At 50.9% G+C, this 12,950-nt stretch carries 12 protein-coding genes and 1 pseudogene; 8 read left to right on the forward strand and 5 right to left on the reverse strand.

The genetic code is table 11. From position 1 onward, the window contains the following. The 4 genes from V3U24_04365 to V3U24_04380 all read right to left on the reverse strand — a co-directional run. The coding region (locus V3U24_04365) for a DUF1343 domain-containing protein (protein MEE9166683.1) at positions 1-1,092 on the reverse strand (1,092 nt) is incomplete at its 3' end. Between the two features lie 226 nt (positions 1,093-1,318). Continuing rightward, positions 1,319-2,890 carry a phosphoglycerate dehydrogenase gene (gene serA, locus V3U24_04370; GenBank protein ID MEE9166684.1) on the reverse strand — a complete coding sequence of 524 codons (1,572 nt, stop codon included), beginning with the start codon at positions 2,888-2,890 and terminating at the stop codon, positions 1,319-1,321. Continuing rightward, entirely contained in the window at positions 2,887-3,972 is a 1,086-nt protein-coding gene (locus V3U24_04375; protein MEE9166685.1) for an alanine--glyoxylate aminotransferase family protein, read from the reverse strand. The genes serA and V3U24_04375 overlap by 4 nt, the downstream gene beginning before the upstream one ends. After that, the gene (locus V3U24_04380) at positions 3,969-5,273 is read right to left on the reverse strand and encodes a DUF1015 domain-containing protein (GenBank protein MEE9166686.1); all 1,305 of its coding nucleotides are present in this window, start codon (positions 5,271-5,273) and stop codon (positions 3,969-3,971) included. Before V3U24_04380 ends, V3U24_04375 begins: the two co-directional genes overlap by 4 nt. 94 nt (positions 5,274-5,367) lie before the next feature. On the opposite strand from V3U24_04380, the gene V3U24_04385 reads away from it, so the two are divergent. After that, positions 5,368-5,808 carry a hypothetical protein gene (locus tag V3U24_04385; GenBank protein MEE9166687.1) on the forward strand — a complete coding sequence of 147 codons (441 nt, stop codon included), beginning with the start codon at positions 5,368-5,370 and terminating at the stop codon, positions 5,806-5,808. 397 nt (positions 5,809-6,205) lie between these two features. On the opposite strand, the gene V3U24_04390 is transcribed toward V3U24_04385, so the two are convergent. Further along, complete coding sequence (locus V3U24_04390) at positions 6,206-6,589, reverse strand: PEGA domain-containing protein (GenBank protein MEE9166688.1); 384 nt, start codon at positions 6,587-6,589, stop codon at positions 6,206-6,208. A 277-nt stretch (positions 6,590-6,866) separates the two neighbouring features. On the opposite strand from V3U24_04390, the gene V3U24_04395 reads away from it, so the two are divergent. The 7 genes and pseudogenes from V3U24_04395 to V3U24_04425 all read left to right on the forward strand — a co-directional run. Beyond that, positions 6,867-7,526, forward strand: coding sequence for an NAD-dependent deacylase (locus V3U24_04395; protein ID MEE9166689.1), 660 nt, complete (start codon positions 6,867-6,869; stop codon positions 7,524-7,526). Then, the gene (locus V3U24_04400) at positions 7,523-9,289 is read left to right on the forward strand and encodes a tetratricopeptide repeat protein (protein ID MEE9166690.1); all 1,767 of its coding nucleotides are present in this window, start codon (positions 7,523-7,525) and stop codon (positions 9,287-9,289) included. Before V3U24_04395 ends, V3U24_04400 begins: the two co-directional genes overlap by 4 nt. After that, on the forward strand, positions 9,279-10,070 hold the full coding sequence (locus V3U24_04405) for a dihydroorotate dehydrogenase electron transfer subunit (protein MEE9166691.1): 792 nt from the start codon (positions 9,279-9,281) through the stop codon (positions 10,068-10,070). The genes V3U24_04400 and V3U24_04405 overlap by 11 nt, the downstream gene beginning before the upstream one ends. 7 nt (positions 10,071-10,077) lie before the next feature. Beyond that, the gene (locus V3U24_04410) at positions 10,078-11,001 is read left to right on the forward strand and encodes a dihydroorotate dehydrogenase (GenBank protein MEE9166692.1); all 924 of its coding nucleotides are present in this window, start codon (positions 10,078-10,080) and stop codon (positions 10,999-11,001) included. Positions 11,002-11,125: 124 nt separating this feature from the next. Beyond that, positions 11,126-11,413, forward strand: a pseudogene (locus V3U24_04415) (septal ring lytic transglycosylase RlpA family protein). Between the two features lie 308 nt (positions 11,414-11,721). Continuing rightward, the gene (locus tag V3U24_04420) at positions 11,722-12,261 is read left to right on the forward strand and encodes a hypothetical protein (GenBank protein ID MEE9166693.1); all 540 of its coding nucleotides are present in this window, start codon (positions 11,722-11,724) and stop codon (positions 12,259-12,261) included. A 348-nt stretch (positions 12,262-12,609) separates the two neighbouring features. Beyond that, positions 12,610-12,950 (forward strand): phosphatidate cytidylyltransferase (locus tag V3U24_04425; protein ID MEE9166694.1); only part of this gene is annotated, 341 nt, incomplete at its 3' end.

Here is a 12,950-nt window from a genome sequence, read left to right on the forward strand (position 1 = left end):
GCGCTTGAGTCTAGCCGACCGGATCTGAAATTCACCGGGATAAAGTTTGCTGAGAACCAGAAGCAGGGCGATTCCCGTTTCCACACTTTCAAAGGAACCTCGGTCGATCAAATTCGTCTCGATTCCCTCACACTTTATCCCCTCATACTTGGGGTGACTGGCAACACCGGGAAGATGTCTCGATGTAAACTCAACCGGCCTGAATCGTACACCGGGAAGGTTAAGATTGTTCATCTGATCCGAGAGCTCTTCACCATCGATCCAGGGAGCTCCCACCCAACGGAACGGATGGGGCGTGCCCCGTCCCTCAGAAACGTTTGTCGCCTCCAGGAGGACCATTCCCGGGTAGAGTATAGCCGTAGTTACATCGGGAATATTCGGAGACGGCCGAACCCAGGCGAGATCGGTTTCATCGTACCATTGATCTCTTTCCCAGGAGATTAGAGGGATTACCTCAAGAGATGGGCTGGAATCAATCCATTCTTCCCCAACGATCATTCTGGCCAGTTCTCCCGGGGTGAGTCCGTATTGCAGCGGAATAGGGTAGTAGCCCACAAAAGACTGGTAGTTCTCCTCGAGAGTCGGTCCACTGATTCGATCGCCGGTCAAAGGGTTCGGTCGGTCGAGAACAACCACCGGAACCCCCGCCTCACCGGCAGCTTCCATCACAAGACCCATGGTCGTGATGAAGGTATAGCACCTCGCACCAACATCCTGGATATCGTAAAGGAGAAGATCGATCCCTTCCAGCATTTCAGGGGTTGGTTTTCGCGTTTTTCCATAGAGGCTGAAGATTGTAGGTAAAGACTCTGCAGGTTCATCGTAGGTCACCGACTCTCCGTCGGAAACTTCGCCAAAAAGGCCATGCTCCGGTGAAAAGAGCGCGACAGCTTTAATCCTCTCCCATATCGGTACACCTTTGCGGTCAAGGCCTGTCTGATTTGTGACGATTCCAATGTGTTTCCCGGAGAGGAGTGTTGTACGGTTTTCGAGGAGGTTGTCAAGTCCTGTGAGCACGTGATGGTTCCTCTGAGATTGGGCGGTGAGGAGAATGAATAGGGTGGGGATCAGAAGAATACTCTTTCGTTTCATTCTCTTTTCATTTTCAGGTCTAACATCTATCCTCGTTTATTCACCAATCACCCACTAAGGAACGCGAAGAAACACGAAAATCCTTAAGGAGGTTAGTGACAAATGATTCTTCTGATTGTCCCAAAATGATTTCGAAGAAAAAATGATTTGCGAAGCATGCTCTGCATAAATTTATGTTTTTATAACCTTTGTGTCACTTGGCGTTCTTGGTGGCTAATACTTCGACCTATAGGATCAGTTGGCGGACGCTGATGATTTCCTCCATGCGGGCAAGTTTGCCCAGAGCCTCCTCACCTAAGGGCTCATCCAGCCGTATCAACCCAAAGGCCAGCTTTGAGTCGCTTTTCCGGCTCAATTGATATCCGGCGATGTTGATCCCGCTGTTGCCAAGGAACGTCCCCACCTTTCCCACTACGCCGGGGACATCTTTGTTATGAACGATAAGCATATTTCCCTTGGGGTTGACGTCCACGTGAAACCCGTCGTAGTAGATAACTCTGGGATGTTTGTCGGAGAAGAGACTCCCTTTCATTTTCAGGGAATAGTCTCCCGAAGTCACCGTCGTGGACACGACGTTGGCATAATCACTTTCACCGTGGCTGTAAGTTTCCTGGACCTGTATGCCGTGAGATTCGGCGACTGCGGCTGCATTGACAATGTTGACAGTGCTGCCGTGGATTTTCTCCAGAAATCCTTTTAGAAAGCCGAGGGTGACCAGTTTCACTTCCGTCAGCGTACCTTGCGTTTCCACTGTGATCTTTTCGGCCGCTCCCGGCACCAACTGCTGTTGGATGCTGCCAAGTTTCTCCGCTAGATCCAGATGGGGCTGAAGAGTGTCCAAAAGAGACAGATCCGAAATGGGAAGGTTGACCGCATTTTCTGCTGAGCCATCAATCAGGAAATTCCGTACCTGCTGGCATACTGCCTTCGTAACCCCGGCCTTCGCCTCCGTTGTTGAAGCTCCCAGATGGGGAGTGAAGAGAATGTTCCTGGCTGAAAGAAGGGGACTCCCTTTTGCTGGCTCGTCTTCGAAAACGTCCACCGCGGCACCTGCAATGATTCCCTCGTCAAGAGCCTTCCTTAGATCCTCTTCCACAATAATCCCGCCCCTGGCACAATTGATGATGACGGCAGAGGATCTCATGGTTTTCAGCCGGTTGATGTCGAACATTCTCCGCGTCGTCTCTGTGGCCGGAATATGAAGTGTCACAATGTCGCTCCTTTTGCACAGATCATCCAAGTCAACAAATTCCAGGTAGTCCAGTTCGTATCGATCCATTTTGACATACGGGTCGTATCCCAAGACCGTCATCCCGAATGGACGAAGACGCTTGATAACCGCCGTGCCCACCTTTCCCAATCCCACGACTCCCAGTGTCTTATTCTGAAGTTCCCTTCCCACCAAAAGGTGTCGATCCCACCTCCCTTCTCTCAGGGAAGCGTAACCTTTGTGAACGTTTCTCAGAAGAGTGAGGGTGAGTGCAATCGAGTGTTCAGCCGCCGATACAGTATTCACCCCAGGTGTATTCATTACCACCACGCCGCGATGGGTTGCCGCTTTCAGATCAATGTTGTCGACGCCGACTCCCGCCCGGCCTATTACCTTCAACCTCTCGGCCTTTTCGAGTAGATCTGCCGTAACCGTGGTCCCACTCCTCAATATCCACCCGTCAGCTTCGGGAAGAATCCTCAGCAATTCTTCGCGATTCTCAAAAGAAACAGTGGCGACATCGATTCCGGAGTCACGAAGAATGGCTATCCCGAATTCATCGATGGGATCAGTGACTAGTACTTTCACCGCTCAATTTCCTCGATGGTCTCATCTATAGCGTCCAGCAGTTCGTCAATCTCGGTCAACTGAATGTCCCCCATGTGAGCGATGCGAAATGTTCTCTCTTTCAGGGGACCGTAGCCTCCAGATATCAGATAACCTTTCTCCAGGAGTCTCGCAAGCAAGTCTGACACCTCAAATTTTCTCGTATTGTCGATGCACGTTACAGTATCCGACTCGAAGCCTTTTTCCGCGAACAGACGGAAATTCTTGCGCGCCCACTGCCTCACGCGCTCTGCCATAAGGTTGTGTCTTCGAAAACGGTTTTCGAGTCCCTCGTCGAAAATGCGCCTCAGCTGTGTTCGAAGGGCGTACATATGAGGAATTGAGGGTGTGGTGGGAGTCTGGGACTTCCTGGCAAATTCATCCATGACCCGAAAATCGAAATAGTACCCTTTATTCGACACTCGGGAGCTCGCATCAAAGGCTCTCTCGGAAACAGAGCAGAGTGCGAACCCCGGAGGAAGAGCCCACCCTTTCTGCACGCTGGCAAGGGCCACGTCGATACCAAGTTTGTCCACTTCTACTTTCACACTGGCCATGGAACTCACCATGTCAACCAACAGAAGAACATCATCGAAATGGTGTGCCGTCTCGGCGATCTCCTCCAAAGGATTTGCCACTCCCGTGGATGTCTCGTTGTGCACGATTGTGATGGTGTCATAACGGTTGGATTCGAGGGCATTCCGAACTGTCTCGGGCTTGATGCTGCATCCGGGGTCCACTTCGAATGGGTCACACGGAATGCCGCAGGAGCGGGTTATTTCATGCCACCGCTTCGAAAAGGCACCGCAGATAAAATTGGCGCACCGCCTGGTCACTGTATTCCGTACGGCGGCCTCCATCAATCCCGTTGCCGAACAGGTGCCAAGATATACCCTGGAATCTGTGAACAGGGTTTTCCGGATTCCCTGGACTATTTCGTCAAACAGTTCTGAGAATTCCTCAGACCGGTGACCTATTGGGTATTCACTCATGGTCCGAAGCACCTCGTCGTGAACATGTGTGGGACCCGGAATGAAGAGCTTTGCCCTTTGCCCCCTGTTCATGTTCTCTCGAGAGAATGCATCACGAGCCCGGCCGGGCACTTCGGGTAGAAATAGGTCGATTTGGGAGGAAGAACGCCATCCTCTGACACAACAGAATAGAGAGATTCAATACCTATGGGATCAAACAGGAAGGCTATCTGGACCACCCCTCTTTCCACGTCGCCAAGACAGTCATCTTCCCGGGAATAATAGCGGACATCAGGAAGTCCCGGACTCTCCGGTGGAGCAGTCCGGAAAATTTCCTTCAGGATAATCTCCTCGAAGATGACCACGCTGAAGGAACCGACGGATGTTGGGGAGAGGTTTTTCCTGAAAGTTTCGTGCACTCCTGCTTTTATTCTCATGCGCACGGGCTTCTTCCCGGACACCGCCACTCGCAGTGATGGAAGCCGTCCACCTGACACATCATTAGCGTTCGTGTCAAAAAGCTCTCTGAGCTTGGCCTGTATCAGGACAAGGTCCCTGTCGGGAACACCCTTGATTCCACGGTGTACCGGAAAAATGACCAGCCCTTCTGAGGATGCAGGTACAAAATATCCCATGACGAAGGAGGTATCCAGAAACTCATCCGGCCGACTTTCGCGATGAAATGAAAGCGCTGCCTCAAAACGATGGTGTCCGTCAGCGATGAGAATTTCAGATTCTTTTACACAATTGCAGAAGCGATCAATCCAGTTTCTTTTTCCGGTGTGCGAGACTCGGATTTCGACGCGATCCTCCAGATTCATAGTCGCCCGAGCCTGTGCAGTATATTGGTAATCCGCCAGCAGCGCATCAAGATCACCTGACAGATCACGGTAGACGAAAAAAATGGGACTGAAGTTCGTCCGGGTCATCTCCAGCAGATTTTTACGATCGCGGATCGGACTCTGAAAAGTTTTCTCGTGAGTGTAAATATCCGATGGGGAAAGGGAGTCCAACCGGATGAGGGCCACGAAGCCCGTCCTCGTAAGGACTCGGTCATTGGGGGAACGGAAGGTCTGGTCGACTCGCCAGATTGCAGGTTCAGATACCCTAACGACAACATCCTTCTGTTGCCAGTTTTTCCATTTCTCCATGGCTTGCGTGTAGAATGTTCCTTGAGAAGATCCCGTTCTGTCCGTTTCTCCCAGGGTTAAATTGACGATGTTGAAGGGGGAAGTTGCCAGTAGCTGTGACCTCAGTTCCTTAGAGACGACGTCATAGGGCGGGGCCAGAACGGAAGTGAGATCCTGAAACCTCTCAGGATTGTAGACAAGACCTCGAAATGGACGAATTTCTACCACACGTTTCCTCCTCAACTTGCGGAATTTAACGTCCATTCACTCTCAAACAAAAGAGTGAAACATCCCGGGTAGAAGCAGTCCCGGTTTTTGAATGTTAAATGGTGCGGGTTTGTACTATATTGTAGACTCAATGAATAATCCCGATCAACCCTCGTCAGGGAAGACTGAGCCCATCCCTGTAACCACAGTTACATTCCATCTCACGGAAGATGATGTCGCCCGCTACCGGGAAGAAATTGAAAGATTTCCTTTGGAAAATGAAGGAGCGGTGCTCCGAAGTCTCCCCGAAAAGCTCAAGAGTATGGCGCGGGGACGTCACCTTTCCACCTTTGTTCTCGACCTTGTACATGATGTGGAACTTCTGTACGAAGCTCTCACGCCGAGAGAAAGGATTCCTGACCACTCAAGGAAAATGATCTTGTACGCCTTGAGGTACTTTGTGGAATCAGAAGACGAAATCCCCGATAGCATTGATATCCTCGGCTATATGGATGACGCTGTGTTGATTCGCTGGGTTGTGGATGAGATTAAGAGAAAAAGCCCGGAGATTCTTCCCGACAGTGCGTTCTAAGAGACCTCTTCGTCTTCAAACTGCCACCTGCATATTCCGCACCACCACGGTTTTCCCATATACTGGGGTCGGTTTTCATTCAATGTAAGGGGATTCCCGCACCGGGGGCAGTCCTTCTTCGTTTCCTCGGCCGGCCATGTGTAGTCAGGCTTGAACCTGATAGGCGGGTCAAATATTCCGTGATCTTCCACGAGCTTAATTTATGTCATGAGGATTTGTAAACGAAAAGCAATCGTTACCTTGAACCAGAAAGAATAAGGCACCCAATTCGGGAAGATCTCAGGTCCAGGGTGCTGGAGTTTTTCCTCGAGGGATTCCCAGGTGGCACTCTCTCATCCGTGGTGTTCTTCCTACCTGATTGTCCACAGTACATTACTCTCTGTTCTTTCTCATCTTGTTATGGCATGTTCAGAACGAACAATGTTGCCGCCAGGACGACTCCCGCAAACGATTTTGCCAAGAAGCGTAATTTTCGCGACTTCAACTCTTTATCATAGGGTCTCCACCACAGGTTCACTGAAACCGTCTGTCCGGGAACAATGTAGACCGTCTCCAGTGCCTTCGAAATCATACGCTTAATTTCATCTTCCCCGTAGTACTGGTGGAGGAGATCCATGAACTCTGGTTGGAGATAGGTCACCGTATGCTGTCCCGGAGGCAGAGGAATGGGCTTTTCAATGGGAACGTGACCGGCCAGCATGTCATCCACATAGATATTTATACCGGGAGAGTCGCATTCAACGACGAGATAACCGAAGGTCTCGAGAGTGGTGTCCTCCATTAAGGAATCCTGGTTCGCTGACAAACGCGCGATGCTTAGCAGACAGAGGAATAATATGGTGGCGCTTCGGTTTGACACAGCTCGGATTAATAAAGTTAACGGTTTATTATTGAGGAGACTATTGTAAAATTATCTGTGGAGAGCGACGTAGAACAGTGCGTAGAACGGTTCAGGTGGCAGCCAACTGGCCGTCCAGGCAGCTTCGGGAAAACTCTCGGAAAGAGTCTGCGAACAACTGAGAGAGGCGTCTTCGGTTGCCGTCATCACGGGGGCGGGAATCTCTGCCGAGAGCGGTGTCCCTACTTTCAGGGGTCAGAACGGCCTGTGGAATAAGTTTCGCCCGGAAGAATTGGCCAACTTCAACGCTTTCATTCAGAATCCGGAACTCGTACAGGATTGGTACGCTCACAGGAGGGAGATCCTCCACCGAGTGAAGCCAAATCCTGGACATTACGCTCTCGTAAAACTTGAAGAGTTGACTCAAGATTTCATGTTGATCACCCAAAACATAGATGATCTTCACCAGACGGCCGGGAGTGGAAATATAGTTGAACTCCACGGAAACATCTTCAAGAACTACTGCATCACGTGCGGGATGAGGTACGATGAGAGAGATTTGCCCGAGCAGGTCAGCGAAATCTGGTTGTGTGAATGCGGTGGATTCGTCCGTCCCGATGTGGTTTGGTTCGGCGAACTTCTCCCCGCGGAAGAATTTCAGAAAGCGGAACAGTTCTGCCGAAGATGTGACATACTTCTATCCGTGGGGACATCTGGCGTTGTTCATCCTGCCGCAGGTTTGCCACTGACTGCAAGAGAAGGTGGCGCCTTCATAGTGGAAGTCAATCCGGAGCCAACGGAAATATCGTCGATGGCGGATGTCGTGTTTCGTCAGAACGCCGGCACTATACTGCCCCTAATTGTGGATCGTTTGGCATGACTGTGGGTCGACGCTATCTGGGCCTGGTGACTCTCCTGGTCTTTTCCGTTTCGTGTGCTTATTTCAACACGTTCTACAACGCGGAGCGTTATTTCAAGGGTGCCGAAAAGGAAATCCGTAAAGCGGGGAGAGAGACAGAACTGAGTAGAAAGACAACGGATGCTCTCAACAAGACAGTCGCGAAAACTTCCATCGTTTTGGAGAAGTATCCGGACAGCAGGTTTCGCGACGACGCACTTCTACTCCAGGGGAAAGCCCTCTACTACCTTGGGGACTATTCAAGGGCGCTGGAAGCTTTCAGAAGAATTACAGACGGAGAGTTAGACACCCCTCTGAAAGGCGAGGCGAGAGTGTGGACTGTCCTATGTAGAGTGAAGTTGGGCGATCAAGTTCAAGCACTGGGTGAAGTGAAAGAACTGCTGAACAGCGAGAGTGGCCTACCCGGACCAATCTTGGCACTCGCCTTCGAAACCGCGGCAGAGATTCATCTGGAACTCCACAATGTTGATTCTGCGATCCATTATTTCGATCAATCCGCAAGATATTTGAGACGAGGGAGTGAACAGTCCAGGTTATATCTCATCATCGCCGAGTTGGCGTTTCGTGACTCCCTCTATGATTCGGCAAGGGAATACTATGAAAAGGTTATCCAGCAATCGGCAGACACCCATCAAGTGGAGAAGGCGCACCTCCAAATCGTGAAGATTACCCGAATTCAGCAGAAATGGGACGAGACGACCAGCGAGATTCAGAGGCTCTTGCTCAGCGAGAAATTTTCTGACATTCGTCCCCAGCTCTACCTTGAGCTTGCAAAACTCTACGAAATGCAGTCGAGGTTCACGGAAGGGATTAACCGTCTGGAGCTCATAACTCAGGAATTTCCCCGGACCGAGATGTCCGCGGAAGCATACTTTCACCTGGGACGTCTTACTCTGGCTACGAGAGCCAGGTATGAGCAGGCGAGGAAATACTACGAAAAAGTCTCCAGTGAAGCTCGTTCTTCGATATTCGCTCCTTCTGCCCGAGCAAAAGTTAAGGAAATAGACGCGATACTTCTGGTAGTGAAGAGAATCGGGGAACTTGAGGAATCTCTGGGGGAGGCAAATGAAGTTCACGGGGACTCCGTTCTGCTCGATTCCACGGGGCTACTCCATGAGCTTGCCGAAAAGCTCTATTCTCAGGGAGAATTGCTCGCGTTTCATTTCGACAAGCCGGACAGTGGAATCCGGATCTTTGAGCGCCTTGTGAATGAAATCCCATCGAGTCCGAAGCGGGCCAAGGCTCTTTTTTCCCTGGCTCAATTGTACTGGAGGAAGGGGGACTCTGAAAAAGCGGAGAGATACGCCCGTCAGTTAGTTGAAGACTACCCTTTCACCGAGTTTGCGGAAAGAGCCTCAGCGTCGCTGGGACTCAAAATGCATGACGATGCCGAGGATATTCTGGAAAAGGCGGAAAAACTCTCAGATACAGATCCCGAACGATCCCTGAGGATCTACCAGACCGTCCTGGAGCAATTCCCTTCTTCTCGCTTTGTGCCTGTTGCGTTGCTTGCCAGTGGAAATGTGCATGATCTGGAGCTCAACGATCTCGACAGTTCTCTCTTCTTCTATGAGAGACTTATCGAGGAGTTTCCCCGGAGTGATCAAGCCAGATATATTGAGGAGCGTTATCAGGTTCTGAGACGGCTTCGGGAGTCCCGAAGCGACACATCCCAACACGCAGTTCCTAGGGCGCTTGAAGGAGGTCCTGAACGTGAGGATTGAGGAAGCCCGCGTCGTCTCAAACAGGGATATAGCGAGAGCCATATGGAAAATGGAGGTGGAATCTCCGTTGGTAGTGCAGGAGGTTTGCGGGCCGGGACAATTCATCAATATTGTGGTCTCAGAAACCTGGGATCTTCCCCTGAGGCGGCCTATGAGTATCGCCGGAACGGACGGAGACTGCCTGAAGATCATTTATAAGGTTCTCGGTGAGGGAACGCGCAGGCTGTCACAGAAAGTCACCGGAGAACATTTGAACATTCTTGGTCCACTGGGGAATTGGTTTCACGTGGGGAACAAGGACGGTGGGATTCCCACCCTGGTAGGAGGGGGAGTGGGAATTGCCCCCATACTGTGGTTGCATCACGTTCTTGAATCAGAGAACAGGGAACATGCCTTCATTATGGGCGCGGCGACGGCTGAGGAGCATTTCCTGAACCATGGACCTGAAAAAGGCATTCATATCACGACGGATGACGGGTCCGCGGGGGAGCGTGGCACTGTCATGCCCACGCTGAAAAGATTGTGTCAGAAACGCCATCAGTACACTATCTTTGCGTGTGGTCCGGAGCCCATGCTCAAGGCGATACACAGGTTTTCGATCCGGAATAAGATCCCTTGCCAGATGGCATTGGAAAGTTACATGGCGTGCGGAACGGAAATCTGTCAGGGGTGCGTCATTGAAATGAAGAATCCGAACTCCGGTGAACACAGTTATCACGAGACCTATTCTCTCGTTTGCGGCGATGGCCCCGTTTACAACGCGGAAGAGGTCAAGCTCTGAGAGAGAGTTGCCGGTCAACACAGAGATCAGAATCGGCGACACTGTTTTTAAGAACCCGGTCTTTGTCGCCTCCGGTACGTTTGGATACGGTACCGAGACAGACGATCTCATCTGTGCTGACAAACTTGGGGCAATTGTAACCAAATCGATCACCTTCCATCCCAGGGAAGGAAATCCTCCCCCGAGAATCGTGGAAACTCCTTCCGGTATGATCAATTCCATCGGTCTTGCCAACCTGGGTGTGGAAAAATTCACAGCAGAAATCTTGCCTCTCTACGATTCCATGAATACGGAAGTCATTGTAAACATAGCGGGGACCACCGTTGAGGAATACCTGAAGGTACTGGAAAAGGTTGAATCGGTACCCAACCGTGTATGCGGATACGAGATTAACATTTCATGTCCCAATGTTGCCAGGGGAGGAATAGAGTTCGGCGTGGATCCTGAAATCACTCGATCCCTCACGGCACAGTTAAGGGAGAGGACAGACAGACTTTTGATCATGAAGCTATCGCCGAATGTGACTGACATAGTGGAAATCGGCAGGGCGGCGGAAGACGCTGGGGCCGATGCGCTATCGGCCATTAACACTGTCATTGGCATGAGCATTGACATCGCATCTCGCCGATCATCCATTGCCACGGAACTTGGAGGATTATCCGGCCCTGCCATCCGGCCCGTCGGGATTGCCTCGGTGTACAGGCTTTCGAGGGCCGCGGGAATACCCGTTATCGGAATAGGGGGCATCACGAGCGGGAGAGATGCCGTAGAGTACCTCCTCGCAGGATCTATTGGCATCCAGGTCGGCACGGCCAACTTGCGTGACCCTGGAATAGCCCTGGTCATTCTCGATGAGCTAATATCTTATTGTCAGAAACAGGGAATTGAATCCGTTTCTCTGCTGACGGGGGCGATGGATGAAGCTTCCTAAGATCGTTTATCTGATCACCGCCGTTGTCTTCATAGGATGTTCATCGGCCCCTAGATATGGTGACCGACCGGGAACCAGCAAGAAAGGGACCAAGACATCAAGGGCGAGTTACCACCCGACGACGCAGACTGGGATGGCTTCGTACTATGCCGAAGACTTTCACGGAAAACTGACGGCAACCGGTGAGACGTACGATATGTACGGCCTATCCGCTGCTCACAAGACGCTCCCCCTGAACACGATCATTCGTGTGACGAACCTGGAAAACAAGAAATCTATTATCCTTCGAATCAATGACAGGGGACCCTATGCCAAGGGGAGAGTCCTCGACTGTTCCTACGGAGCAGCCTTGAAACTGGGATATGTGGGAAAGGGAACAGCCAGAGTCAAGATTGAGGTCATTGAATTGGGGGACAACCAGTATATGAAACACAGGGAATGAAGCCTCCTCTCACAATGTGGAAAAGAACGCTTCCCGAGGAATGGTGACAAATGGATATTCTTCGCCTATTGGCCTCTCCGTTCCTGGTTCTATCGGCCGCCGTTCTTATCGGTGTGGGAATCGTGATCCTTTTCAAGACATTCTCAAGGTTGAAGGAACGGAGGGGGTAGGTCTTCCGTTGTGGGCTGGCGCGGTTCTCCCTCTGAAGTTTTTTCGATTCGGGCCGATAAGGAGTAGGGCAGTAGTGACGGACAATCGAAACTAGGGGATTGATTACGGTGCCACGAGTGATCTACTTCATTCTCTCTCTGTTCTCTCTCGTATCCGGGCGACTTTTCGGTCAGGATTGCCACATCGTTCTTAACTCGGGAGAGAGTTATTTTGAACTGGCATACGTGGTCCTGAACGAAGATACTCTCGTCGTTTCGAATCTGGAAGGAGAGTTGCTGCGGCTTCCTTTGGAGCGGATGCAGGAAATCTCCCTGTTGGGAAGAAGGAACATCATGAAAGAAGTCCGGATATACGCTACCGCGACCACGCTGGGAGGAGTCGTCGGCTATGCCGCGGGCCTTGTGTTTTCCCAATGGGCCCTCCGTTTTTTGTCGAGGGACGCAGAACCAAAGGGTTGGGTCTCAATCCGTGACGCTTCAGAAGAGGACCGGGTCATTGTGAGGCTCCTTGCAAATATTTCTACAGCTCTGGGCGTTTTTCACGGATTTGAATGGGCCCGGGAAAAGGTGCGGACCATGGGGTATTACGATCTGTCCGAGATGACGGGGAATGAGAAAGCTCTTCTGCTTTCAGAGATTTTTGAATAAGGTGCCTATCAGGAGTCAAACTTCAAAGCAATCTCCAAGGGTCGTAAACCGTTTGCGGGTGACGAAGCCCGTTTCGTAGTTCGTGTTTCGGTTGTGGAAATGGCGGTACCCTATGTCGGGAGGAAAGGTCCGAAACGCGTAAGGGATATGTCAGCCGGTTGACCTAAGCCGTGTGACGATACAGGTTTCGTTACCGAACACCGAAAGATCATCCCTAGCCACGCAGGATAACTCATAACGAGGTGAGAAAATATTTGTAGATGAATTTGTGACACGCGACACTAGTTCATTGTCTGTTGGAAACGCCACAGGAAAGCATTATTTTGTTCTGTCGTCCCCTCACAATCTATGACTGGCTCCCTTTCTTCCCGAATGCTCGTAAATGCTGTCGGTATTCCAGGAATAGTCTTTCTCGTCTATTTGGGAGGCGTCTACTTTGCCCTTTTCGTGACCGTAGTGAGTCTGCTGGCTCTAAGGGAATTCTACAAACTGTCTGGCTCAAAGGGCATTTGGCCACAATACGCTGTGGGTGCCTCAGGCTCTCTTCTCATTTCCATTTTTTACTTTCGGGGCCTGGAATCGACCCTCTTTTCTCTCACCTGGCAAAACGTTCTTGTCATTCTCATACTGGTCAGTGTCATTCTTGAGGTATTCAGAAAAAAGGAGAATGGCACCGCAAACATCGCCAT

The sequence above is a fragment of the Candidatus Neomarinimicrobiota bacterium genome (genome assembly GCA_036476315.1).
Classification (GTDB): domain Bacteria; phylum Fidelibacterota; class Marinisomatia; order Marinisomatales; family S15-B10; genus JAZGBI01.

Excerpts from the sequence above, each read along its gene's own strand:
- V3U24_04375 (MEE9166685.1), bottom strand. The coding sequence starts at position 3,972 with ATGAACAGGGGGCAAAGGGCAAAGCTCTTCATTCCGGGTCCCACACAT.
- V3U24_04380 (MEE9166686.1), bottom strand. The coding sequence starts at position 5,273 with ATGGACGTTAAATTCCGCAAGTTGAGGAGGAAACGTGTGGTAGAAATT.
- V3U24_04385 (MEE9166687.1), top strand. The coding sequence starts at position 5,368 with ATGAATAATCCCGATCAACCCTCGTCAGGGAAGACTGAGCCCATCCCT.
- V3U24_04390 (MEE9166688.1), bottom strand. The coding sequence starts at position 6,589 with ATGGAGGACACCACTCTCGAGACCTTCGGTTATCTCGTCGTTGAATGC.
- V3U24_04400 (MEE9166690.1), top strand. The coding sequence starts at position 7,523 with ATGACTGTGGGTCGACGCTATCTGGGCCTGGTGACTCTCCTGGTCTTT.